Origin of the sequence: Neobacillus sp. CF12, from assembly GCF_030348765.1 — a bacterium.
Classification (GTDB): Bacteria; Bacillota; Bacilli; order Bacillales; family Cytobacillaceae; genus Neobacillus.
The window spans coordinates 1,816,992-1,843,361 of record NZ_JAUCEU010000007.1 but is presented as its reverse complement, the minus strand read 5'-3'; the positions used below and the strand labels follow the sequence as shown (position 1 = coordinate 1,843,361).

Genomic DNA, 26,370 nt, shown 5'->3' with positions numbered 1-26,370 from the left:
AAAATGTTTTTTCTAATTATGTGTAAAATAGGGAAATTTATTCTTTCTACATTATTATGGTAAACAACAATTAAAAAAATGCCCTATTCGAATGTTGAATATGGCGTCAAGTAAAATATTTATTCATTTCAGATTTAAGAAAGCGAATATAGTGCCTTTCAATTTCAGAAGGTCGTTTTTTCTTTTGATGAATGAATCCAAGAGCCGTATTTATGGGTGCATAATTAATAATATCGACATCAACAATTTTACCTGCTAATACAAGTGGATTGTTTTTCATAACGATATCAGGCGCAAAGCTAATGGCCAAACCATCTGAAATTGACCGCAATAACTCTTCCGTGTTGTTTGATGAAAATAATATATTCATTTTACCAAATGTAAGTTGAAAATGATGAATGAACCATTTTATATAATCACCGTTATATAGGACTACCTCCTGCTGAAGTATTTCTTCTGGGGTTATGGTCTTCTTACTTGCAAAAGGCGAGTCACTGCCAACATAAACTTTCATTTTTCCTTCAAGGATTACCTCGAAATGTAAATCCTCAATTTTCTTTAATATGTCTTCATAGAGGCAGATTAGGCCGATATCTGTTTTACCCTGCCGTACAAATTCAACTGTAGATTCCGTGATTTGTTCTAAAAATTCGATGGTGGAATGAGGATACAGATTTCTAATTTCTTTTAAAGGTTTTAATAAAAAGTTTATAAAAGCTGGTACTGTAGATATTCGTAGCTTACCAGAATGGATTTCTGAACTTTTTCGAGCCTCGTTCATCAATTCTTCGTATTTTAACAAAAGCTCATCTGCTTTTTTTACAATATTAGTTCCGTCAGGTGTTAATATGGCCCCAAGGCGAGATCGTACGAATATTTTGATTCCAAGCTCCTCTTCTATTTTAGTAATGGTCTGGCTGATACCAGATTGACTCATATGAAGATTTTGCGATGCGATTGATATGGATCTTGTTTTAGCTACTTCAACAAGTACTTCTAGTTTTTGTATGTGCATAAATGACCACCTTTTAACATTACCCTCAAGTATTTTTTATATTAAAAATTATGAAGTTACTATTACAAACCTTAAATTTACTAAGTAAATTAGTAGTTATACAATTAATTTGAATAATTCTAAATTTTAAATAAATAGAAAGGATAGTAGGCAGAACGCTTCTTGCTTAGTTTATGTTCTCTTAATTTCCCTAGTATTGCAAGCGTTTTCTATTGGAAAAAGATTGATAGATTAATAGTTTCAGAAATTTGATAGGAAGAAGGAGAGTCTAAGGATGAAGAAGAGTAAGAAGAAATTTCTGAGTATGATGGTAACGGGTATAATGGCATCATCTGTTGTAACCTCATATATTTCACCTCAACCTAAAGTATATGCTATAACGAATTCTGCTGAAGCGATTTTAAAGGAACTATCTGAAGAACATAGACAGTCTATTAAGAGATTAACACCTCAGGAAGGCTTTATTATTGATCCGAAGTTATTGTCATTAAAGGAAAAGACAGCAAATGTTATTGTTGAACTTAAAACATCACCCGTTGAAACCACTCAACAGGCAATAACAAAGGACGCATCTAAAAAGAAAAAAGAAAAGATTAGAGGGGAACAAGAATACTTTAAGAGTCGCGTGGTTGAACTTTTCAACAAAAAGAAGGCTGATCAATCAACATCCAAAGAATCGATACCATTTCAAATAAAACATACATATGAAAATGTTTTTAATGGTGTAGCAATGACGATTCCAACCAATCAAATTAACACGCTTCTTGAAACAGGTGTTGTGAAACGCATTTGGAAAGATAATGTGATCACTCTGCCAAAGAGTGAGTCTATAAATGAGGAAAATTCACCTTCCAAAGTAGTACCTCCTGCACTCCCTCATCTAGGCGTAGATAAATTACACGCTGAAAATATTAATGGACAAGGGATAAAAGTCGGAGTACTTGATACAGGGATTGACTATAATCACCCTGATTTAAAAGATGTTTATAAAGGCGGCTATGATTTTGTCGAAAATGACTCTGATCCAATGGAAACAACTAGAGCAGAGTGGCTTGCATCTGGTCAACCTGAAACGATAAATGGTAGTGCATACTATACAGAACACGGAACTCATGTTGCTGGAACCATCGCATCTAACCCTAAAAATGATGTTGAATATGCCATGACTGGTGTAGCTCCAAATGTTGACTTGTATGCATATCGAGTATTAGGTGAGTATGGATCAGGATATGATTCATCGGTTATCGCAGGTATAGAAAGAGCTGTAGAAGATGGTATGGATGTTATTAATCTATCATTAGGTAATAGTAATAATCATTCCTTAGACGCTACATCTGTAGCAATCAACAATGCAGCATTAAAAGGGGTAATACCCGTTATAGCTGGGGGAAATGCAGGGCCAAATCCTGGTACGTTAGGTTCACCAGGTGCTTCTCCACTAGCAATCACTGTTGGTGCAAGTGATGTACCGACTGATATTCCAACCGTTAAGGCGAGTTTAGCCGGAATTTCAGTTCAAAATACTTTAATGGGGCATGGTCTTGGTAAAGATTATCTACAGTTAATAGATAAAGAGTTTGATGTTGTTGAGGTAGGAATTGGTACAGAAGATGATTATATTGATAAAGACGTTAATGGGAAAGTGGCATTAATTTCTCGTGGCACTATCTCGTTTGATGAAAAAATCCGACGTGCGCATGAAAAAGGTGCATCAGCAGTTTTACTTTACAATAACGAAGATGGCGAAATTCCATTTTTCTTAGGTGAAAATCATGGTTATGTCCCAACATTTAAAATGTTACAGGCAGACGGAGTAAAACTTTCAGAAAAATTAAAAGCAGAGCCTACAGTTAAACTTAAATTAACAGACTTACAGTCAAATATGACTACAGGTGATGTATTAGCTGATTTTAGCTCACGTGGCCCAGTTAGTAATAACTTTGATATTAAGCCAGATGTAGTAGCACCTGGGGTTTCCACCTTGTCTACTGTTCCAGAATATATTAATAGCCCAGAAGATGGTGTCGATTATTCTAGTGGTTATGCAAGTTTAAGTGGAACATCCATGGCAACACCACATGTTGCTGGAGTTGCAGCCTTATTATTACAATCTCATCCAGAATATACAGTTGCAGATGTAAAGGCAGCGCTTATGAATACTGCTGATCCTTTAAAAGGTCGTACGTACAATGTGAATGAAGTTGGAGCAGGACGTGTAGATGCTTATGAGGCAGTCCACAATACAACGTTATTTGAAGTACAAAATAAGACGACTACCTTAGATGAAAATGGATTAAAAATAGAAATCGATGACATTTCAGGATCTATCCCTTTTGGTAGTATTGCACAATCAAGTGAGACTCAAAATAGAGCAACATCGATTTCTATTAAAAATTTAAGTAGTGAACTAGAAGCATATCATACTAGAGTTGAATTTTTAACAATCGATGGTGTCTCAAAGGAAGCTGGTAAGAATGGTGTGACGCTTCAATTACCATCATCGATTGAAGTGAATGGTAATGAGAGTAAAACTATGAATGCAGAAATATCAATTCCCGCTAATGCAGAATTTGGTATATATCAGGGATATATTTATATAGAAAATGAGTCGAAAACTGCAGAATATCAAATTCCTTTCCATGTTCGTTATTCTAAACCTGGTTTCGAAAAACTAGAATTTTTTAAACATGCAATTACGAATGACCTTAGTAACTTTCATCCATACATCGAGCCGTTTACACCAGTCAGTTTCAAGTTAAATAGTCATATGAAAACGATTGATGTAGTGGTTAGCAATCTAGAAGGAAAACCAATTGGGTTTTATGGCACATTCAATTTAGAAAATGCGTCAGTTGATACGGATTACTTTATATTTTTCGGATTTTCAGGTGAAGTAAAACATTTTACAGGTGATCCGAATAAACCTTTAGCACTTGAATATGAACCACTTAAAGAAGGTAAATACATTGTTTCTTATATTGGTACAGGGGTAGATGGTAAAACATATAAAATCGATAATGACATGGTGATCGATAATACAGCTCCAACTTTGGAATTTGATAAGAAAACAGGAATCAAAGAACTTTCAAGTTCAGATTTAACAACTGAAAGTTATGACGGACAAGATTATACAGCATATTGGGTACATGGAAAATTGTATGATGATACGATTGACTATTTAAAAAGTAGAGGACATGACATCTCTCAAGAGGCAAATACCGCGTACGCTTATCAAGATTCTTTTTGGCCAACAGCTGAATTTTTCCCAAATGCAAATGGTGAATTTAAATTTGGTGTTTTACCAGAAGAATATGCAACCTATCCAACAAATGTAAGAATCTATACCTATGATTACGCTACAGCAGGAAATCCGATTTTCCCAGAATTTACTTTTATTGATAAAGGAGATCAATATTCCTTATTAAAAAACAATACAAAAGGTGTAAGTCTTGGATCAGAGTTTGTAAATAAATTTACGGTTCAAAACGCGAAAGATTTAACAAGCGCTTCTGTTACAATCGATGTCCCTAATTATTATAAGGTTGTAGACGTTAAGCCATCAAAACAGTTAGAGGATCTTGCTAAGAAAAATAATTGGACTATTAATGTCGCAAAGCCACAAATTACAGAAAGCACGTGGTCTAATATTTCAGCATTTGCTGTAGATATTTCAGACAAAAAGACACAATTACCAGTTTCTATTAATGATGATATTGATTTATTGGATATAACATTAAAAGTAGTCGATGACCATAATTACATGGTAGAAAGTACATTCTATTATCAAGAATCTTCATATCAAACAAGCTCTGGTAGTAAGTCTTCTTTACCAACGTTTGCTGAAAGGTTTAAATTCATTTCCCAACACTCATGGTTCGAAGGGTACTATCATGGTGAAGCAGTTAATTTTGATAATTATGATTTAGACTATTCAAAGATTGGGACAAAAGCTTATCTAGTGGATAAAAAAGGTAAAAAGTACCCTGCTGATATTTCAAATAGAGGGTATATGACGATAACGGATATTCCTGCAACGAGTGAAGAATATACATTAGTTGTCGATATTCCAGGCCATTTCCAATACAACAAAAAAGTAACTTTAAGCAGGACGATCGATGGAGTAGTCCAAGGTATTTTCTATAATGTCTATACGGATACGGCTGCTGCTGGAGATGTCAACGGAGATCATGTAATCGATATTTATGACGCAAAGCTTGTGGCAAATAATGCTGGAATTTCAGGGGATAGATTGAAAGAAGATCTTAACAAGGATGGAGTCGTTGATATTATTGACTTCAATTATGTCGAAAAGAACTTCATGTCCATCAATCCGTACTTCCCTACATCCAATAAGCCAGTTGAAAAAACAGATAAACTTACTCTAGAAGACTTAAAAGCACGTTTTAATTAATCATTGATTCTCAAAAGAAAACTCCCTTCATTTTTGGTAGCTGGTTTACTTCTGGGGTGCAAACAAGCAAATAACAAACCAATACACACGCTATTTCACACTAGAAATAGCGTGTGTATTTATGTTGATATATCTAGGTTTAAAGTACTTAATACATAAATTAAAGATTTCATATTTTGAGTGCCTTCTTTATGGTAGAGACGTCCTGAAATATTTTTTATAAATGTCCTAGATTTAGTGCTTAATATCTAAAAACCATAATATCCTTTTACGTAGATATCGTAAAAGGAGAGATATGATGGGAAAATTTGATGTAATTATTATTGGCAGCGGCCATAATGCGTTAATAACGGCTGCCTATTTAACACGGGCCGGGAGAAGTGTATTAGTTTTAGAAAAAAATGACCGTCCAGGAGGATTTCTTCGCACAGAAGAGCTGACACTGCCAGGTTTCAAACATGATGTCTATGCTGCTGCTCATCCGCTCTTTACAACCGGACCAGCTTACGCAGAGTTAAGAGAGGACTTAGAAGCACGCGGGCTTCGCTATTTAAATACAGACCTGCCGACTGGCGTTTCAATCGAAGACGGAAGAACATCGGTCCTTCCTACTTCCTTTGAGGAGCTCATTGCTGAGGTGGAACGGTTGGCTCCTGGTGATGGCACGGTGCTGGCAGGCATGTTTGAACAGTTAAATCCTTATGTAAACGATGTTTTTGGGTTATTTAACATGGATCTTTCCAGTCCAGAAGCTGCACCTATCATCCAGCGCTTACTTCATCAAGAAGGCGGCGTGGGTTATTCACCATTTGCTGCATCGCTCGTTTCAACGGCCCGTAATACGGTTAGTTCGCTTCAGTCACCTGTGACGAGGGCAATGCTTGCTTCCTGGGTCACTCACCTTGGCCGCACACCGGATGAGGTGGGAAGTGGAATTTGGGTGCCGCTCACCGTGATGGCATTGATGGGTGGCGGAATGCCAATACCGGAGGGCGGCAGCGAGAAGTTAGTTCAAGCATTAGCTCAGCTAATCATGGACCAAGGCGGGGAAATTCTTACAAAGAATCAGGTCGAGCGGATATTAGTGGAAAATGGTAGAGCAGTTGGCGTAAGGACCTCAAAGGGGAAAAAATACCGTGCCAAACACGCGGTCGTGGCCTCCACCACACCTGATCAGCTGTATCTCTCGCTTTTAGCCGATACCGAAATATCACCACCACTGCGCGCGCAAGCAAAACAGTATCGATACGGCAGAGGATGTGTGCAAATTCATTTAGCTCTGAGTGAGCCGCCAAACTGGCCGGACAAGCGGTTTAATCGTGTCGGTCAGCCACATCTAACAGATGGGCTAGATGGATTTACCCTTGCTATTGCCCAAGGCGCAGCTAATCTGCTTCCGTCAAATCCGACCTTTACCGTAGACTGTTCGACAAATCTTGATCCTACGCGGGCACCATCAGGAAAGGCCATCATGCGTATTCAAGTGCTGGAAGTACCTATAAGACCAAGCGGGGATGCGGCAAATCTCATCGATGTGGGAGATGGGACATGGTCTCATGAATTGACAGAGCGATTTACTGAACGCGTGCTTAACGTGGTCAGCAGGCATATACCAAACATCCCAAGTGCGATTATTGGAAAATACGTGGTCACACCAGACACAATTGCTAAGTATAACCCGAATGCTGGTCCGGGGGATCCGTACGGTGGTGCACATGATTTAGGCCAGAGTTATCTTTTGAGACCATTACCAGGGCAGCCGGGTCATCAGACAGCAATTCCTAATGTGTATATGCTCGGAGCCGCAACTTGGCCCGGACATGGGGTAAATGGTGGATCGGGGTATATAGTGGCTCAGAAACTATTAACACAATAAGACATTAACTAATGGAACACAATCCAGTCTAAATTACACAAGTATGACGCATGAATTGGTAAAAAGACTTAGAGGAGATATTCCTCTAAGTCTTTTTGAAGTGAATTTAACTGTGAATCTTATCACGGAAACGATCTGATTTCTTGTGATTTGATTTATTTTTTGTCGTTTGGCATTTCATAAGTAAACCCGTTACATTTTTGGATGGGTGTTTTCTCTATTAATAATCATTTTGTTGAATATGCCAGCATGCGGGAATGGAAATTAAAGTGTTCTAAAAACCTCTTTGTGTTAATAGAAAAATGATTATTCTCCGAGCGTACCCAGCCTACACCTATTTTTTCCTGTTCGTAATTGATGATATCGATTGGAACGATTTCGCCGCTTACTACAAGAGGATCATTTTTGTGAGAAAAATCTGGCCCGAAGCTGACTCCTAATCCCTCTAAAATTGCCTTTTTTATGACTTCGGTATTATCAGAGGTAAATAAAATATTCATAGGACCAAAATGACTCATTAAATCATTCGCAAAGCGTTTCACATAATCACCATTATATAAAATCACGTTTTGTGACATTAATTGTTGGGGGGTGATCGATTTAGTTAACGCTAAAGGTGACGTTTTGCCTACATACACCTTCATCTTTCCTTCGAGTATGACTTCAAATCGCAAATCTTCTCTTTTTTTTATTAATTCCTCGTAAATCGTGATGAGGCCAATATCAATCTGGTTATTTTCGACATGTTCAATAATGTGCTGTGTGCTTTTTTCCGAGATTTCTATATTTACATTTGGGAAAGCGTTTTTAAAGGAAGATAAAGGTTCTAACAGGAACAACATAAAGCCAGGGATCGATGATAGCTTTAAATTTCCTGAAATAACACTGTTGAAGGATTGGGCTTCCTCTTTAAATTCTTGAAGTCTTACTAATACCTCGTATGCCTTTTTAATTAACGTTTTGCCTTCAGGAGTAGGAACGGCGCCGAGTCGTCGGTGACGAGTAAATAATTTAACACCCAACTCCTCTTCTAATCTAGTAATGGATTGACTGATCCCCGATTGTGAAACATGGAGCTTCTCTGCAGCTATTGAAATCGACCCTGTTTCTGCAACCTTTACAATGTATTCCAATTGTTCAATATGCATAGGTTTCTCCTTTTTAATATAGAAGCTCAGCTTATATTAACTTCATTAATGGTTGATTTATTTAAGTGTAAATTATATATATACTAAATTCAAGCAATTAATAATTTTCTAAAAAATTTAAAAGGAGGAAGAAAGTATGAATTTAAATGAGAGTTTAAAGTACAGTGCAGCAAGATTTCCAAATCGCACCGCTTATACGTATCTGTATGAAAGTACGACGTATGCAGAACTTGATAGTTATGTAGATTCTGCTGCAGCCGGGTTAGCGGCTGGAGGAATCAAAAAAGGAGATAAAGTAGCGATTATGCTAGGGAATTGTCCAGAGTTTGTCATTGCTTACTATGGGATTCTTCGAGCAGGTGCAGTGGTAGTCCCGATAAATCCTTCCTATACTTCAGGAGAAATATCCTATATTTTATCGAATAGCCAAGCAAAAGCTGTGATTGCCGATTCGTCTTTAGAAGCGACATTATCTCCATTGAGAGAGAAACTAGAACATTTGAAAATGGTTATCTACACTGATTCAATACAATTCGAATGGACTTGGGAGCGTCTTATTCTGGATCCAACAGAAAAATTTGAAAGCCCTTCCATTGAAGAAGACGATTTGGCCGTCATTCTTTATACCTCCGGCACAACAGGTAAACCGAAAGGCGCCATGCTATCTCATCGAAATATGGCTTCCAATGCTGCTTCGATGTCCCAGCTTGCTGAGTTCACCGAAGAAGATCGTATCATTGCGGTTCTTCCTATGTTTCATGTGTTTTGTATAGCAACTTGCATTAACATTCCGATTGCGTGCGGGGCAGCCATAGTGATTGTTCCGAAATTTAGCCCAACCGAAGTAATAAACACTATTAGAAAAGAAAAAGCAACATTATTTGCCGGAGTTCCCACCATGTTTAGTTTTCTGTTACAGGTTCCAGGAGCGACAGCAGAAGATTTTTCATCGATTCGGGCTTGTTTTTCAGGAGGTGCTTCGATTCCAGTTGAATTATTACATAGATTCGAAGAGAAGTATAAGGTTTCCATTTTAGAGGGATATGGTCTTTCTGAAACGGCTCCCGTGACAGCCTTCAATCCGTTAAGAGGAAAACGTAAACCAGGCTCTGTGGGTTTAGATATACCGGAAGTAGTGAATAAAGTTGTCGATCACAATGGAATGGAAGTTCCTAGTGGAGAAATCGGTGAATTAATTGTAAAAGGTCCAAATGTGATGATGGGCTATTTGGGAATGCCAGAAGCTACGGCTTCTGCTTTGAAAGACGGATGGTTTTACACGGGAGATTTAGCTCGAATGGATGAAGACGGATACATTTATATCGTTGACCGTAAAAAAGATATGATCCTCGTTGGCGGATACAATGTCTATCCGAGAGAAGTGGAGGAAGTATTATACCAACACCCGGCCATTGTGGAATGTGCTGTGATCGGAATACGTGATAAAGAATACGGAGAAATCGTGAAAGCTTTCGTAGTCATGAATGATGAAAGTATAACGATGGATGACATCCTGTTCTTCTGCCAAGACAAACTAGCAAAGTACAAGCTGCCAAAGCAAATGGAATTTATGAAGGAATTACCTAAAAATAGCACAGGTAAGATTTTAAGAAGAGCTTTGCGTGTTGAAGAAGTGGAAGTTAAGTAGTTTCATAAGGTACTTTTTTTAAAATAAGAATGTTTTTTGAAATAAGAAGGAGGAATGGCTATGAAAGCAGCTGTGCACACATTGGAATTTCCACTCTTTATTAACGGGGAATGGAAACCAGCGATAAGCGGAGAAACATTTGAGGTAGTAAACCCTGCAACCGGTGAAATCGCAGCAAAGGTGGCAAAAGCCGGTAAAGAAGATGTGGAGGCGGCCGTTTCATCTGCACGTCAGGCTTTTGATTCGGGGGTATGGTCTAAAAAAACTCCTCAAGAACGTGCGAACGTACTCATCCAATTTGGAAACAAGATTCTGGAACATGCAGAAGAATTGGGGTACTTAGAATCAATTAGTTCAGGAGCAACACTACGACGTATTTCAAACATGGACATCTTAACCATTGTTGATCTCTTACAGCAAACAGCAAAGTTCACAGTTGAGTATCCCTATGTCGAATCCCTTCCTACTTTACCATTCCCTGGACCAAGCAATAACCAGGTCTGGCGGGAACCGATTGGAGTTGTAGCGGCAGTTACCGCTTGGAATTTTCCAATGATCTTGGCTATGTGGAAATTGGCTCCGGCGTTAGCAATGGGGAACTCTATTGTGGTCAAACCAGCTTCCAATACGCCATTATCTACATTGAAATTAGCGGAATTGGCTACCGAAGCAGGAATACCAGCTGGTGTATTCAATGTTGTACCTGGTCCTGGAGCGAGCATTGGAGAAGCACTCGTGACCCATCCAAGTGTGGACAAAGTCGCTTTTACCGGATCTACAGAAGTCGGTAGCCGTATTATGCAGATGGCAGCCGGAACGGTGAAACGCGTAACGCTTGAGTTAGGGGGGAAATCACCAGCAATCGTGTTGCCGGATGCGGACTTGAGTATTACCATTCCAGGAATTTTATTCGGTTTCTTATCGCACTCTGGACAAATTTGTGAATCTGGGACTCGTGTTCTTGTACATGAATCCATTTATGAACAAGTCATTGAACAATTATCGAAGCTTGCAAGCACCATTACAATTGGAAATCCATTAGATATCGCGACAGGTATGGGTCCGCTGGTATCACAGCAGCAGTTGGATACCGTTCTTTCGTATATTGAATCCGGTATTCAAGAAGGGGCGCGATTGGTTTGCGGTGGAAAGCGTAGAATCGTAGAAGGATTTGAAGATGGATATTTTGTTGAACCTACTATTTTTGCAGATGTTCATAATGATATGAAGATTGCGAGAGAAGAAATATTTGGTCCTGTTCTCTCCGTCATTCGTTACTCCACTGTTGAAGAGGCAATTCAAATAGCGAACGATACCATTTATGGATTAGCAGGTGGTGTTTGGACTAAGGATGTGAACGAAGGAATGAAAATAGCCCGTGAATTAAAGGCTGGTACGATCTGGATCAATGATTGGCACATGCTCAGAAGTGATGCGCCATTTGGCGGATACAAGCAAAGCGGGTTTGGCAGGGAACTAGGACGTCATGCGTTGGACGAATATTCTCAAGTCAAGCATGTCCACTGCTCACTAGTACCTGAACTAAGCCAAAGAACATGGTATCAAATGTTATTGGGATAACTTAGATCCATTTATTAATAAAAATCTAAAAAAGCAGGTGACTGTATGTCGATATCATTTTTTCAATTTTCTGTAAGAACGGTTGTCAATAGCGGGGCGGGATCTAGAACGTTGCTTCCTGAGATGATTAAGGGGCTTGGCGGTAAACGAGCAGTGCTTTATACGGATAAAGGGTTAACCCAAGCCGGAATTACAAAGAAAATTATAGAATTGTTTGAACTCATGCCTGGGACACCAGAGCTAGTCGGAGTGTTTGAAGAGATTGAACAGGATGCAAAAGGTGAAATCATTAATCGCGGAGCCCGTTTCTTTAAAGAGTGCAACGGTGATTCCTTCATTGCTCTTGGCGGAGGCAGCGTCTTAGATACAGTTAAAGGGATCAAGTGGATGATTCATAAAGGTCTGGATGATATCCGTGACTCGCTGCTTACCGGAAATGTAATGGAATGGTGGCCGGAGGCGCAATTTATTCCGATTCCGCATGTAGCAATTGCAACAACGGCGGGAACGGGTGCTGAAGTATCACCAGTAGCGGTTATTCTTAATGAAAAAATTGGAATGAAAACAAACCTTCTTCATCCATTTATCAATGCAGATATGGCGATACTAGACCCGGATTTAACGTTAGGACTTCCTCCTAAAATCACTGCCTTTACAGGATTTGATGCCTTGACACATGCAGTGGAAGCTTATTTTTCACCAAAGGCCAATCCGATGACAGATGCCTATGCCTTGCAATCGATTCGTATGATTGTTGATCATTTACAGACTGCGGTACACAACGGAGGCGATCTTTCAGCAAGAGCGAATATGCTGATGGCAAGTTCAATGGCCATTTCTGCTTTTTGTTTATGTCTGAATGCCGTTCCCATTCACAATATGGCACATGCGATAGGGGCAAAATTCAATATTCCGCATGGACTAGCGAATGCTGTGCTTTTGCCAAACGTAATGGAATCTTTGCCTGGATACTACTTGCCACGAATCACAGGATTTGCGCAAGCGTTAGGTATTGTCAATCCATCAGAACAACCAGAAGAATGTTTAGCGGAAGTGATCGAATATATAAGAGATCTCCGCAAAGCGGTAAATTTACCTGACAGTTTTGCAGAATTTGAATGTAACGAAGATAAGCTGCATCTATTAGTGCCGGCAGTTCACCATGACCCAGCAGGAGTTTTCTTCAAGATACCAGCACAGATTATCACCAAAGTGGTAAATGAAGTGTTTGAGTTAAAAGCTATAGAGGCTTAAACCGAACATCGGCAATCTTGTAATACGGAAAACACTTGAAACCTCCTGTGAATGTAGGGTCGTGGACCTGACATGATTGCCAGGAAGTCAAAAGTGTTTTCCTTTTTTAGTGAATGAAAAAACAACAATCTTTGGAGGTTCTTATGAAAAGCAAAATATCTCATCCAAATAAATCCGCCACTTCATTTACAAAAGAGGCAAATCTATCAGTCTATGAATCATTAAATTTCGAAGATCAACAGGATTTCATAGACGCAAAACGCGGTTTTATTGCACCTTTAGAATCTAGCACGATTAAAAATCAATCTGGGGAAGTCGTTTGGGACATGAATCAGTTAGAATTTCTTGACGACTCTGCTCCAGAAACCGTGAACCCAAGTCTTTGGCGAAATGCACAATTACAGGCTATATCCGGTTTATTTGAAGTAGTAGAAGGTATTTATCAAGTTCGTGGACAATCCATCGCCACCACTTTCTTTATTGAAGGTAAACAAGGAGTCATTGTCTGTGATACATCAGCAAGTACGGAAACCGCTAAGGCTGCAATGGAATTATATTATAAACATCGTCCAAGAAAGCCCGTTTCAGCTATTATTATCAGTCAAAGTCATGCGGACCATTTTGGGGGAATTCAAGCTGTTCTAAAATATGCCGCTGATCCGGCGATCCCAATTATTGTTCCGCAGCATTTTACGAAAGAAGCCTTAAGTGAAAATGTCCTTTTAGGTACCATCATGGCGCGCCGTGCCGAGTATCAGTTTGGTAAAAATATACCAGATGGCAGGACAGGCTCTGTTTCTATCGGCATTGGTTCTACTATGAGTTCTGGGACGATGAGTTTTGCGCTGCCTACGTTTGAAATTGAAAACGAGGTCCATACCATGGAGATTGATGGGGTAACCTTCAAATTTTTGTTAACGCCAAACACAGAAGCACCAGCTGAAATGCATTTTTATATCAAAGACTGCAAAGCATTATTTGTTTCAGAGAACGCAAATCAATTAATGCACCAAATTTATACGGTAAGAGGTGCAAAAACACGGGATGCCCTGCATTGGGCAAATTCACTCGATAAGACGATTCATTTATTTGAACAAGAAGAGATTGATGCCTTACTTATGATCCATGCATGGCCTGTTTGGGGCAAAGATCGGGCTTTAGGACATTTGAAATTGCAGCGCGATTTATATAAATACATGCATGACCAGACTGTGCGGTTAGCAAATCATGGGTTAACGATGGAAGAAATAGCTGAAACCATCAAGCTTCCAAAATCCTTGGATATGTATTGGGGCAATCGCGGGTATTACGGTACCTTAAAGCATAATGCAAAGGGGATATATAATTTTTACTTAGGCTATTATAGTGCACACCCATCAGATTTAGATCCACTACCACAAGTAGAAGCGGGTCTTAAATATGTAGAATACATGGGTGGAGCGGCTGCGATTTTGGAAAAAGCAAAAGCTGACTTTGAAAACGGGGAATACCGCTGGGTAGCGCAGGTATTAAAAAACGTTGTAATGGCCGACCCAGAAAATACCGAAGCCAAACATTTATTAGCTGATGCCTTCGAACAATTAGGGTACCAAGCGGAATCAGCCAATTGGCGGAATATTTATCTTGTTGGTGCATCCGAACTAAGAAATGGAATGAATAAAGATAATGCCCCATTAGATGTTTCTGGAATCGTTCACCATATGCCGGTAGATGATTTCTTAAAACTGATGGCAGTTAAATTAAACGGACCAAAAGCAGATGGAAAAAAAATAACGTTGAATGTAACTCTATCAGATTCTAACCAAAAATATGCCATTTATATTGAAAATGCTGTTTTGATTTATAAAGAAGGCATGGTAGACGCTAACCCGGATGTTACCTTAACTCTTAATCAATTAATATTTTATGGAATTGGCCTGGGTCTTCTTTCACCTGAACAAGCAGTAGCATCAGGTAAATTACTGATTTCTGGTGACCAAACGAAACTGAATGAATTTTTATCACTCTTAGATGAGTTCGACCGTTTTATCAATATCGTAACGCCTTAATAAAAAAAATAATAAATATGATTCTATTTTTCCAAAATGCACCTGCTCGTGCTCGATAGGCAGGCCTTGCAGGTGAATTTTTCACCTAAGGTATGATGGTGGCTTTAATCAAAAAATGAAAGGTAGGATCTTTGATGAAACGTTGGGCGAAATGGATTATTTTACTTGCACTTTTTATTATGTCCATTGTTAATTTTGCTGATAAGTCCATTACGGGATTGGCCGGTATCCATATTATGAAGGATTTAGATCTTACCTCAACTCAGTTTGGAATAGTAGCTAGTAGTTTTTTTTGGTTGTTCTCCATAGCTGGAATACTAGGCGGTGCTTTGTCGGACCGGTTGGGCACAGGTAAGCTCCTAGCTATTATGGCGATTATTTGGACAATCGCTCAATCGATGGTGCTGTTTGTTTCAAGTTTACCATTATTGATATTTAGTAGAGTATTACTGGGTGCTGGAGAGGGTGCTTTTTCTGCAACTGCCGTCAGTCATATTAGTAAATGGTTTAAACCTGAATCGCGAGCTCTTGCCATATCGATAATAAATTTTGGCAATGTTGTGGGCATAGCCGTTACAGCCCCAATAATGGTTTTTCTAATTTCAAATTACGGCTGGAAACAAGCATTTTTTATTTCTGGTATTTGTAGCTTTCTCTGGTTAATAGCTTGGCTATGGCTAGGCAGGCTTAGAGCAGATGATTCATTAGAAGAAGATGAAGGTAGACAGAAAAACGAACAAGACAAAAATGGGAAAGATGTCTGGAAGGCGTTACGATCTCCTATTTTTATTTTAACAGTCTTAGTAGCATTTATCGCCTATTCAATTATTGTCTTCGGACTTACCTTTAATCCTGCATATCTAATCAAAGTAAAGGGATTATCTGAACAACAGGCAGCCAATGTGATTGCCATCTCCGGATTAATTGGGGCACTTTTAGGAATCTTCCTTGCTTTTTGTTCCGATCGTTTATTCAAAAAAACTCAAAGTTTATGGATGTCGAGAGTTTTGTTTACTGGTATTTGTGTGGTTCTAGCAGGTGTATTATACGCGCTTTATCCTCTAGTGAATGGAGCAGGTTCCATTATCATCATCCTTTCGCTAGTAAACACATTAGTTGTCACCATCAACACACTTAATCCGGCAGTAGTCATCAGTTTACTCCCCGAGCGTAAGGGTGTGATGGCAGGTACTTATTATGGAATTATGTCTTCATCCGGTATTGTTGCTCCAGTTATTTTTGGGCAACTCATTCAAAATTCTGGTACAAATCCACCAGGTGGTTTTGATACATCCATTTATGGAATGTCTGTAGCTATGGTGCTAGCAGCAATCCTCATATTCCTTTTCGGAAAACCAAAACAACGAGTCTCAAAAATGGGTGAAAATAAATTAGTAAAATATTTATAAAAGGATGATACGAATATGGCTGCAAAAAAAGAGAATCTAAAAGAGTCATTGAAAGAAACAAAAACGGGAAAGAAAAAACAGGAAGTTGCCGAAACGGTAGATGAACTATTAGTAGAGGAAGAACAGAATGAGGACATCACTGTTGATGGCGAAAAGGATGCATCGCTTTCTAGCCTAGACCTACTCTGGAGATATGCATTTCATGAATTAGATCAATGGGACAAGTGTGCTGATCGTCGTGACGAATTCTTCTTAAAAGAGGTAAAGCATTTCTCTGAAAGTGTAAAACGGAATCAGGGAAATATAGAAACAATAGCAGAGCAATTTATTAAGGAATTTACTGAATGGGAAAAGACTGCCCGCGATGAGTTTTTAATGTCAACCACCATCTTACAGCAATTTTTTCCAAATAGGTCTTATGAAGAAATTAATGCGCAATTTGATCAGATTCAAAATTCATTATTATCGCTCTTAAGTACTCCGCGACAAACCATCGAAAGCTTCCAGGCGATGGAGTTGTATCTAGAAATGATTAATCAGTCTATTGAACTTAGGAAAAAAGGAAGATTGCAATATATCAATACTGTAAAACAAGCTGTAAATCCGCTCTATGAATATCAAAAAGGATTTGTCAATTTGTTAACAACACAATTCAAAGAACTTTTATTCCCGCTAAATAAATATTTAGAAAAAACGGAAGAACTTTAAAAGTCTTAATTTTAAGGAGAGCGACAGCATGTCAAATGAAAAAAAATATGATCCATTTATGGGATTGAACCAATTGAGTGAAATGTGGGACAAACAATTAACTGGCCTATTATATAACATCGCAGATAACAAAGAATTTGTTCGCACAGCAAGTTTCGGAATTAATAACTATTCAGTGTACCTAGAGAAGCTTAGAAAGAACCAAGAACTTTTTGCTTCTCTATTGAATATCCCGACAAAGAAAGATGTTGCGAATGCCGCAAAGCTATCGATTCAGACAGAAGAAAAAATAGATATTTTAGAAGAACAAATTTGGAAATTACAAGACAGTGTAAGTTCAATTACGAAAGAAAATGCAGGCATGTTCGAAGAAATCGTAAATATTGTTATGCAAATGAAGAATGAAGTTCAAAAAATGGCTAAAGAGGTGGCGGAAACTAAAAAAATAAATGATGATCTTCAGGGATTGCGGAAAGAAATTGAGAGAGGACTCATCGGAATCGTGCGGGAAAAGCCAAAAAAAGAACCAGAAAAAAAGCAGGATAAAGATCTAGTTCTTTCTGGTATAAATAAATAACATTTAGAGAGCAGTGATAATAATGAAAGAATTAGGAACAAATCTTTTTCCAAGCTTAGACGTAGAAAAAGAAACGAAGCGGTGGAACCAGCTTTATAAAATTATGACAGAGCCAAAGCCAGAAATTATACCAACACCGAGACAGGCTGTCTGGAAGAAAAATAAAGCAACCTTATGGTATCATCCTGCAAAGGAAAAAAGACATGCGATCCCAGTATTTCTAGTCTACTCTCTGTTAAATAAGGTGTACATTCTTGACATTGGTGAAGGAAGCAGCGTTGTAGGCGGACTTACCGAGCGCGGCTATGATGTCTACCTATTAGATTGGGGCTCCCCTGGACACGAAGATTCTGATATCACACTTGATAAATATATCATTGATTATCTAGAAAACAGCTTAAAACGAGCTTTACGACATTCAGGTGCAAAGGAAATATCCCTTGCCGGTTATTGCCTAGGTGGAACCATTGCAGCCATCCTGGCATCCATAACGGAGCTGCCAATTAAGAATTTATCCCTTGCAGCTGTTCCAATCGATTTTAGTATCGGCGTCCTTCCTGATAAATTGCTGGAAGGACTACAAAAAGGGGAGCTAAGTGTTGACAGTTTTGCCGATGCACATGAGACCATTCCTTCAGAAATTCTGTATTTAATGTTTAGGTTGCTTTCACCGGGCGATGGAAGTACTATAATCAATCTGTTCACCCGTGCACATGATGCGAAATATGTAGAAAAGTGGCGCCGAATGGATAAGTGGACAAAGGACACTGCTTCGTTTGCGGGTGCCGCTTTCAAACAAATGTTTAATGATCTCTATCAAAACAACAAACTCTTAAAAGGAGAATTGATGATTGGCGGGAGGAAGGTGGATTTAAAAAATATAAACTGTCCGCTTTTTGTCTTCTCTTGCTCACGCGACACACTTATATTAGAGAAGCAAAGTCTACCGGTATTGAACCTTGTTTCAAGTAAGGATAAAACGTATGAGGTATTTGAAGGTGGACATGTCTCACTGGTCTTGACCGGGGTGTTTGCTGAAATTTGGGATAAATGGCTTTCGGATCGATCACAGGAAGATCAAGAGGTACATGTATAATTTTTTTCTTTTAAAATCGGACTAATAGTGTTTATGAAGGGATTTAATCATTAATGAAAGCTATATATAAAATAGAAGAGTCACCAGGTGAAAGTGTAAAGTATGCCCAACAGCATTTAGCAAATGAAAGAACGTATCTTGCATGGATACGAACAGCTATATCAATAACAGGTGTAGGTTTTTTAACCACTTCCCTACACTTTACAACGAAAATCAGTTCTAATTCTTATATGAATAATCTAGTCATTATTCTTGGAATCTTTGCGTGTGTGATCGGTGTTATTACGAGTGTGTTGTCGACGATACAATACACCAAGAAAAGAAGGGAAATTGCGAATGGTATCTTCACACCGTCAAACCAATCTATTCTATTTGTTTCTATTTTATTTGTTCTGTTAGTGTTCATGATTTTTATGTATCTCTCTTTTTTATTATTAGTGAAGTCTTAATTATGATTGGTTCCGTTCACCTATACAATTTTCGTTAGTTTTTAGTAAAACCCTTGCATTAGCAAGGGTTTTTTCGACGTCTAGTGAGAAGTTGACACGTGTTCCAGTAAATTAGCAGTTATTTATTGTTCTGAAAGGTGTCATTATCTTTTATATATTGATAAATATTTATTGCTAAATGAATATTAAATAATGGTTGACTATCATTCAAGTCTGTTAATAGAATTTCCTCAATTCTTTTTAAACGATAACTTAAGGTATTTGTGTGAATATGTAAAGAATCAGCCGTTTTCTTGATGTTTTGATTCTGGTCTAAATAAACAATCAGCGTACTCAACAATTCGCCTTTTCTAGATTGTTCGTATTGAATAAGGGGACCTAATACTTCTTGGATAAAATCGATTAATTCTTCCTTTGAATTTTGTAAAATAAACCTCTGAACCCCTAGATCTGTATAACTAAGGACTCTATCTTCAAAAAGATAGTTTTTAAGAAACGTTATGCACTTTGTCGCTTCTACAAATGACCCATGAACAAGAGTAATCCCTTGCTTAATTCTTCCGATGCCAACCAAAACGTCTAACTCACTATATTTATTTTTAATCTCTAGCTGTAACTTTTTTGCAAGTTCTTTTATTTCAGCAACAAAATTGGACGAGGAAACTCCGGAATGCAAGGATAGGAGAGCCACAATTTGATTTTCATCCCTTACTGCAGTAACTTGAAAGTTCCTCCCAAGTAATGTCATATTGGTCATATGGAGTAAATTCCTTAGAACGGGATCACCAATAACCTTTTGCTCGTTTAACTTATCTTTAATCGTAATAATAATGGCCACGTAGTTCCAGTTAGGGTCAAAATTTAAATTTTTTGCTTTCTTAATGAGTACCTCATCCATCTGTCCTGAAAAAAGCTTCGTCACGAATTCTCCTCTTAAACGCTGCTGTGTTTCAAAAACGGCTTGCTCTTTTACAAGTTCAAGTGAGATGACAGTGCAAGCATGTTCAAGAGCAGCTATATCGACTTTACTCATTTTTTGTTTAGAAAGAATTATTAGCCCGCCTAGAGACTTTTGTTTTGATCCAAGCGGCAATACAACTAATTGATACGGATCATCAATTAATGTTATTTCGGAAACGGTATGTGAGTTTTCCAGTGTTAGGATAATTTGTTTTGTATACGCTTTCATATATTCGGTCATTTCTTTGGAAAATGAGGAATGGCAGGCAGAAGCTCTAAGCTCTCCTATTTCATCAAAGAGAAACATATGCTGGCCAATGGTTTTATGTAAAAAATTCATAATCGATTGAATTCCTTCACCATTGACCACTAGATTGGCTAAGTTTCTATGTATTTCAATGGAATGGGAGAGCTTGCGCACCATTATTTCCTTTTCATGATAAAGACTGGATTTCTCCAAGGCAATGGCTGCTTGATGACCAATCGCTTCTAATAGATTAATATCCTCTTGCTTAAACTGCAAAGATTGTTCAAAGGAGTCCAAAGTAATGACGCCAATACACTCCCCCTTTTGTAAAATAGGTGAAGAAATAACAGAAGTAAAATGAAAGTTACTCGGTATAGCCCGATCCAATAAATCCCTATTATATGGTGTTAATGTAGATAGTGCCTGTTTAACTTCTACCTCATCCCAAAACATAAGGCATTTTTTTGCGGCAAATGACATCCCCGTCATGGATTCACCGCTAACTAGCTTAATTTGCCTAAAAACATGTGGATAAAATAATCCTTGAGCCGATTTTGCAATGAGTAGGTTCTGGTTTTTGTCAAAAATCCATATAGAACCTCCCCCTGCAGCTTCAACGACTGATATTGTTTCGGTCATGATTGAATCAAAAATGGTATCAATATCTAATTTGGAATTGATCACGTTGGATACTTGGATTAAGGATTTTAGTTGCCGATGGGTTAATGTATCTTGCAACGTTTCATCATCCTTTCTCTGCGTACATTTCGCATTTTCAAGTTTTTTGTGTAAAAGACACAAATTTATCACAACTATATTCATGGAAATGTACATAGCATAAAACTGTTAATAGTTATATTCTGATTATATGAAAATTTCGAAAGTAATGAAAGGGGTTGGCATGGAGTTTAGTGAGTTTAATAGTTTGTTTTAATCTTTTTTGCTAAACACAATCAGAAAAGTTAGGAAGGGGTTTTATATAAATGAATTTTGATTTAACGAAAGAACAAGAGATGATACGAAATTTAATTCGAGATTTTGCTGATGCAGAAGTTGCTCCTGGAGCAGATGAACGAGATCGAACGAGGGAATTCCCTAAGGATGTTTTTACGAAGTTAGGAGAACTAGGAATCATGGGTCTGCCTTTCCCTGAACAATATGGTGGTGGAGAAGCAGATACGATCAGCTTTGCCATTGTGGTTGAAGAACTTAGTCGTGTGTGTGCATCAACAGGAATTACATATTCAGCTCATATTTCTTTAGGCGGGGCTCCACTTAATTTATTTGGTACCCACGAACAAAAAGAAAAATACTTAACACCCATTTCTACAGGAGAATCTTTAGGAGCATTCGGATTGACTGAACCAAATGCAGGATCCGATGCAGGGGGAACCCAAACAACAGCAGTTCTTGATGGAGATGAGTGGGTCATTAACGGCTCTAAATGTTTTATAACAAATGCAAGTTACGCCAATCACTTAGCAGTGACAGCAGTAACAGACCGCTCAAAGGGAATCAACGGTATCAGCGCATTTATCGTTCCTACCAATGCACCAGGATTCACTGTGCTCGACAACTACGAAAAAATGGGTCTGCATGCCTCAAATACTACAGAATTAATCCTAGAAAATGTAAGAGTTCCGAAAGAAAATCTGCTAGGAACAATTGGAAGCGGTTACAAGCAATTTTTAGCTACTCTTGATGGGGGAAGAATTGGAATTGGTGCAATGGCCGTAGGGATTGCTCAAGGAGCATATGAAAAATCTCTTCAATATGCAAAAGAAAGAAAGCAGTTTGGAAAAAGTTTATCAAACTTCCAGGCAATCCAATTTAAGCTGGCGGACATGGCAATGAATATCGAATTAGCCAGGAATATGGTTTTCAAAGCAGCTTGGTTAAAGGATCAAGGTCGTGTATTTAAGAAGGAAGCGGCCTTCGCGAAATTATTTGCTTCGGAAATATGTATGCGTGCATGTGACCAAGCGGTTCAAATTCATGGTGGATATGGATATATGAAGGAATATCAAGTGGAGCGTTTCTTCCGTGATGCGAAACTCTTGGAAATTGGTGAAGGAACATCTGAAGTTCAACGTATGGTCATTGCTAAACAAATTGGATGCTAATCAATTTTTGTGGTGAATAAATAAAATTGTTAAAGGAGCCATGACATGGATATTAGTGGAATTTTACAAGTCGTTTCAAATAGCAAACTTATTTATCCAGCAGAAGAAAAAGTGCGTTCAACCTCCATTGGCAGCAACGAAGCTTTTCAAGAACTACTTAAACAATCCCAAGACGATCCTGCGGCCTTTTGGGATCGGGCAGCACGGGAACTTGTTTGGTATGAACCATGGAATGAAACCATAAGTGGAAAACTCCCTGATTTTCGCTTTTTTACGGACGGCATCAGTAACCCGAGTGTAAATTTACTTGATCGTCATATCGAAAATGGGGCAGGAAACCGAACCGCCTTAATTTGGGAGGGTGAAAACGGGGATAGCAAGTTTTACACATATACTATGCTTCTTGCGGAAGTAAATCGCTTTGCGAATGTCCTTAAATCGTTTGGTGTAAAAAAAGGTGATTGTGTAGCTGTTTTTCTTCCAAATCTGGCCGAAGCCTTTATTACGGTATTAGCCTGTTTTCGAATTGGTGCAATCTACAATACGATTTTCTCAGGTTATTCCGAAAAATCATTAACAGACAGACTGATCAATTTTGAGCCCAAAGTATTGGTCACTGCAGATGCAACAAAACGCCGAGGCAAATTGATTCCTTTAAAAGAGAAAGTCGACAACGTTCTACCATCAATTCCATCTGTTGAAGCTGTTATTGTTGTAGATCGATTAGGTTCCGAGGTTCAAATGAAAGATGGCCGAGATTACTGGTGGCATGAGCAGACAAAAGCGGCAAGTATCATTTGTGAGCCTGAGAGAATTGAAGCGAATGAGAGCGGGATTGTGTTTTATACAAGTGGTACGACAGGAAAACCAAAAGGTGTTGTGCATTCCGGTATGGCTTTTGTCATTCAGAATTACATTTATGCCAAGTATCATATGGATCATCATCATGACGATGTTTTCTGGTGTACCGCAGATATCGGCTGGTTAACCATGCATATTTGGGGAATTACAGGAGCCTTAGCGAATGGTGTAACAACTGTTGTCTATGAAGGGGCAGTTGATTATCCAACAAAAGATCGTTTTTATCAAATCATTGAAAAATACAGGGTGAATAAACTGTTTACGGCACCAACAGCATTAAGAATGTTAAAAAGTATGGGAGAAAAGGCAGTTGAGAAATATGATTTATCTTGTCTCGATGTTATATCCCTTGTAGGAGAGCCTTTCGACCCGGAAACCTGGCAATGGACCTATGAAGTTTTGGGGAAGAAGAAAGTCTATATTAATAATACTTGGGGTCAAACCGAAACAGCGGGATCGCCTATAGCCGGGGCAGCATGGCTGACGCCAATGAAACCAGGTGCCGCGGGAACTGCCTTTTTAGGTGCCGTTATGGAAATAGTTGATGAAGAAGGCAACCCAGTTAAACCTGGAAGGTTGGGAAACCTGGTTATTAGAAAACCATTCCCTATGCTATGCAGAACACTTTGGAAAGAACCAGAGCGATATTACGCATCCTATTTTAGCCAAGTAGAAGGCTGCTATTATGCGAGCGACCTGGCGTTAGTAGATGATGATGGATATTTATGGGTAGTTGGCCGTTCAGATGACGCATTTAATGTAGCTGGACACCGCTTAAGTACGATGGAAATGGAAAGCGCTGTTCTAGGATGTTTGGGTGTTGCTGAAACCGCCATTATTGGAATCCCTGATGAAATTAAAGGGGAAGTGCCGCTCGTATTTGTCCGTCTTGCTGATGGTTATCAAGGAACCGAAGAAGTAAAACAACAAATAAATGATCAGATTATTCAACAAATTGGTAAGCTTGCCGTTCCAAAGACCATAATTTTTACTGATATGCTGCCGAAAACAGTCAGCGGAAAAATCATGCGCCGTTTATTAAAGGAAATTGTTGTTTCAGGAAAGGTTCAAGGTGACATTACAGGACTAGAAGATCCAGCGACCGTTGCACAAATCCAAAAACTAGTTGCTGAAAAAGCATCGGTAAAATAATTATTAATCAGACCAGTTATTTGTCGGATAAATGATCGGCAAATGACTGGTTCCATTTACAAGATTAAGAGATAGAGATAAACGAAAAAAATACTGCAAATGAATGTTTCATTTTTACATATCTTTGTAATAAAGCAACAAGTTTTATTTAGAAAGGGTGAAAGGCATGTTCAAAAAAGTGTTAATTGCTAATCGCGGCGAGATTGCTGTTCGTGTAATCCGTACCTGCAATGCCTTAGGGATTAAAACAATTGCAGTGTATTCAGAAGCTGATAGTGATGCGCCACATGTAAAAATGGCAGATGAGGCCTATCTAATTGGAGGTTCCCGGGTAGCAGAGAGCTATTTAAATATCACTAAAATACTAGAGGTTGCTCAGGTTTCAGGAGCGGAGGCAATCCATCCGGGATACGGTCTGTTATCTGAAAATGCTGAATTTGCACGTCGTTGTGAGGAAGCACGTCTTATCTTCATTGGGCCTTCTCCGAAGGTTATTTCTAAAATGGGAAATAAGATTGAATCTCGCAAAGTAATGGAAGAGGCAGGTGTACCTGTCGTTCCAGGGATTACCTACCCACTGGCAGATGCAGAGGAAGCGGTAGAAGTGGCGGACCGCATCGGTTATCCCGTTATGCTGAAAGCCTCCGCTGGAGGTGGCGGTATTGGAATGCAGGTGGTCCAAAACGGAGATGAAATCCGAAAGGCTTTTGCTGGCAACCAAAAACGGGCTACTGATTTCTTTGGTGATGGATCGATGTACATTGAAAAATTTGTTGAAAATCCGAGACATATTGAAATCCAAATCTTGGCAGACGGTTTTGGAAATACCGTTTATCTGTGGGAACGAGAGTGTTCGATTCAGCGTCGTCATCAAAAAGTCGTAGAGGAAGCCCCTTCATCGTTCATTACGGAAATAACCCGTACCAAGATGGGAGAGGCAGCCGTAAAAGCGGCAAAATCAATTGGGTATAAAAATGCAGGTACTATCGAGTTCTTAGTGGATGAAGAGCAAAATTTCTACTTTCTAGAAATGAATACTCGTTTGCAAGTGGAGCATCCGGTTACGGAAGAAATTACAGGTTTAGACTTAGTTGAGCAACAATTGCAAATTGCAGCAGGGGAAGCGCTGAAATTTTCTCAAGAAGAGGTAAAACGTGAAGGGCATGCCATTGAGGTTAGAATCTATGCAGAAGACCCCAAAACATTTTTCCCTTCGCCTGGAAAAATAACGAAATTAAAGTTGCCGAACGGACCTGGAGTTCGACATGAATTAGGCATTAACGGTCAATCGGTAGTTACTCCTTTTTATGATCCAATGATTGCAAAACTTGTTGTCAAGGGCAGTAACCGTGAAGAGGCAATAAACCGCCTGCAAGCTGCATTAGCTGATTATCATATTGAAGGGATTAAAACAAATATACCCATGCTGCAAGAGGTAATTGACCATCCTGCATTCCATTCAGGAGATACAACAACAGACTTTGTTAGCAAGTATGTAAAAATAAAAAAACAAACATTGTAAACATAGGAGGAAAAAATCATGAGTAAAATCATTGCAAGTATGGCAGGAAGTGTATGGAAGGTATTAGTTCAAGTTGGAGATCAGGTAGAAGCAGGTCAAGATGTTGTGATTCTAGAATCGATGAAAATGGAAATTCCAATAGAAGCTGAACTCAGTGGAACGGTGAAAGAAGTAAAAGTGGCTGAAGGCGACTTTGTAAATGAAGGCGACATCATTGTTGAAGTTGAATAAAGTCCTAAAAAAAGAGTTGTCATAAATACTAAAATCTCACTTTCTTGGAAAGTG

The 26,370-nt window shown here is 38.6% G+C and carries 18 protein-coding genes; 15 read left to right on the top strand and 3 right to left on the bottom strand.

Annotation, left to right across the window (positions count from 1 at the left end):
• Positions 1 to 106 precede the first annotated feature (106 nt).
• Positions 107 to 1,015, bottom strand: coding sequence for a LysR family transcriptional regulator (locus QUG14_RS08680; RefSeq protein ID WP_289340113.1), 909 nt, complete (start codon positions 1,013 to 1,015; stop codon positions 107 to 109).
• Between the two features lie 274 nt (positions 1,016 to 1,289).
• Here QUG14_RS08680 and QUG14_RS08675 point away from each other — a divergent pair, with 274 nt between their 5' ends.
• Both QUG14_RS08675 and QUG14_RS08670 read left to right on the top strand, forming a co-directional pair.
• Entirely contained in the window at positions 1,290 to 5,426 is a 4,137-nt protein-coding gene (locus QUG14_RS08675) for a S8 family serine peptidase (protein ID WP_289340112.1), read from the top strand.
• Positions 5,427 to 5,724: 298 nt separating this feature from the next.
• A complete protein-coding gene (locus tag QUG14_RS08670) occupies positions 5,725 to 7,302 on the top strand; it encodes a phytoene desaturase family protein (RefSeq protein WP_289340111.1) in 1,578 nt (525 codons plus the stop codon).
• Between the two features lie 227 nt (positions 7,303 to 7,529).
• On the opposite strand, the gene QUG14_RS08665 is transcribed toward QUG14_RS08670, so the two are convergent.
• The gene (locus tag QUG14_RS08665; RefSeq protein WP_289340110.1) at positions 7,530 to 8,450 is read right to left on the bottom strand and encodes a LysR family transcriptional regulator; all 921 of its coding nucleotides are present in this window, start codon (positions 8,448 to 8,450) and stop codon (positions 7,530 to 7,532) included.
• A gap of 136 nt (positions 8,451 to 8,586) precedes the next feature.
• Between QUG14_RS08665 and QUG14_RS08660 the strand changes: the two genes are divergently transcribed.
• The 9 genes from QUG14_RS08660 (at position 8,587) to QUG14_RS08620 (ending at position 19,220) form a co-directional block, all read left to right on the top strand.
• On the top strand, positions 8,587 to 10,098 hold the full coding sequence (locus QUG14_RS08660) for a long-chain-fatty-acid--CoA ligase (protein ID WP_289340109.1): 1,512 nt from the start codon (positions 8,587 to 8,589) through the stop codon (positions 10,096 to 10,098).
• Between the two features lie 60 nt (positions 10,099 to 10,158).
• Positions 10,159 to 11,679 carry an aldehyde dehydrogenase family protein gene (locus QUG14_RS08655; protein WP_289340108.1) on the top strand — a complete coding sequence of 507 codons (1,521 nt, stop codon included), beginning with the start codon at positions 10,159 to 10,161 and terminating at the stop codon, positions 11,677 to 11,679.
• Between the two features lie 45 nt (positions 11,680 to 11,724).
• The gene (locus QUG14_RS08650) at positions 11,725 to 12,933 is read left to right on the top strand and encodes an iron-containing alcohol dehydrogenase (protein ID WP_289340107.1); all 1,209 of its coding nucleotides are present in this window, start codon (positions 11,725 to 11,727) and stop codon (positions 12,931 to 12,933) included.
• A gap of 143 nt (positions 12,934 to 13,076) precedes the next feature.
• A complete protein-coding gene (locus tag QUG14_RS08645) occupies positions 13,077 to 14,981 on the top strand; it encodes an alkyl/aryl-sulfatase (protein WP_289340106.1) in 1,905 nt (634 codons plus the stop codon).
• A 134-nt stretch (positions 14,982 to 15,115) separates the two neighbouring features.
• Positions 15,116 to 16,390 (top strand): MFS transporter, encoded by a 1,275-nt coding sequence (locus QUG14_RS08640; RefSeq protein WP_289340105.1) that lies wholly within the window; start codon positions 15,116 to 15,118, stop codon positions 16,388 to 16,390.
• A gap of 15 nt (positions 16,391 to 16,405) precedes the next feature.
• Positions 16,406 to 17,098, top strand: a complete 693-nt coding sequence (locus QUG14_RS08635; RefSeq protein WP_289340104.1) for a hypothetical protein — start codon at positions 16,406 to 16,408, stop codon at positions 17,096 to 17,098.
• A 28-nt stretch (positions 17,099 to 17,126) separates the two neighbouring features.
• A complete protein-coding gene (locus QUG14_RS08630; protein ID WP_289340103.1) occupies positions 17,127 to 17,675 on the top strand; it encodes a polyhydroxyalkanoate biosynthesis repressor PhaR in 549 nt (182 codons plus the stop codon).
• Between the two features lie 22 nt (positions 17,676 to 17,697).
• A complete protein-coding gene (locus QUG14_RS08625; protein ID WP_289340102.1) occupies positions 17,698 to 18,771 on the top strand; it encodes an alpha/beta fold hydrolase in 1,074 nt (357 codons plus the stop codon).
• Between the two features lie 53 nt (positions 18,772 to 18,824).
• Positions 18,825 to 19,220: a YidH family protein gene (locus tag QUG14_RS08620; RefSeq protein WP_289340100.1), complete on the top strand. Its 396-nt coding sequence runs from the start codon at positions 18,825 to 18,827 to the stop codon at positions 19,218 to 19,220.
• Positions 19,221 to 19,338: 118 nt separating this feature from the next.
• Here QUG14_RS08620 and QUG14_RS08615 read toward each other — a convergent pair whose 3' ends face one another.
• Positions 19,339 to 21,165: a helix-turn-helix domain-containing protein gene (locus tag QUG14_RS08615; RefSeq protein ID WP_289340099.1), complete on the bottom strand. Its 1,827-nt coding sequence runs from the start codon at positions 21,163 to 21,165 to the stop codon at positions 19,339 to 19,341.
• Positions 21,166 to 21,410: 245 nt separating this feature from the next.
• Here QUG14_RS08615 and QUG14_RS08610 point away from each other — a divergent pair, with 245 nt between their 5' ends.
• The 4 genes from QUG14_RS08610 to QUG14_RS08595 all read left to right on the top strand — a co-directional run bounded on the left by QUG14_RS08610 (position 21,411) and on the right by QUG14_RS08595 (position 26,316).
• Positions 21,411 to 22,550: an acyl-CoA dehydrogenase gene (locus tag QUG14_RS08610; RefSeq protein WP_289340098.1), complete on the top strand. Its 1,140-nt coding sequence runs from the start codon at positions 21,411 to 21,413 to the stop codon at positions 22,548 to 22,550.
• A gap of 45 nt (positions 22,551 to 22,595) precedes the next feature.
• Entirely contained in the window at positions 22,596 to 24,563 is a 1,968-nt protein-coding gene (locus QUG14_RS08605; RefSeq protein ID WP_289340097.1) for an acetate--CoA ligase, read from the top strand.
• 166 nt (positions 24,564 to 24,729) lie between these two features.
• Positions 24,730 to 26,085 carry an acetyl-CoA carboxylase biotin carboxylase subunit gene (gene accC, locus QUG14_RS08600; RefSeq protein ID WP_289340096.1) on the top strand — a complete coding sequence of 452 codons (1,356 nt, stop codon included), beginning with the start codon at positions 24,730 to 24,732 and terminating at the stop codon, positions 26,083 to 26,085.
• 18 nt (positions 26,086 to 26,103) lie between these two features.
• Positions 26,104 to 26,316: an acetyl-CoA carboxylase biotin carboxyl carrier protein subunit gene (locus tag QUG14_RS08595; RefSeq protein WP_289340095.1), complete on the top strand. Its 213-nt coding sequence runs from the start codon at positions 26,104 to 26,106 to the stop codon at positions 26,314 to 26,316.
• The last annotated feature ends 54 nt before the right edge of the window (positions 26,317 to 26,370 follow it).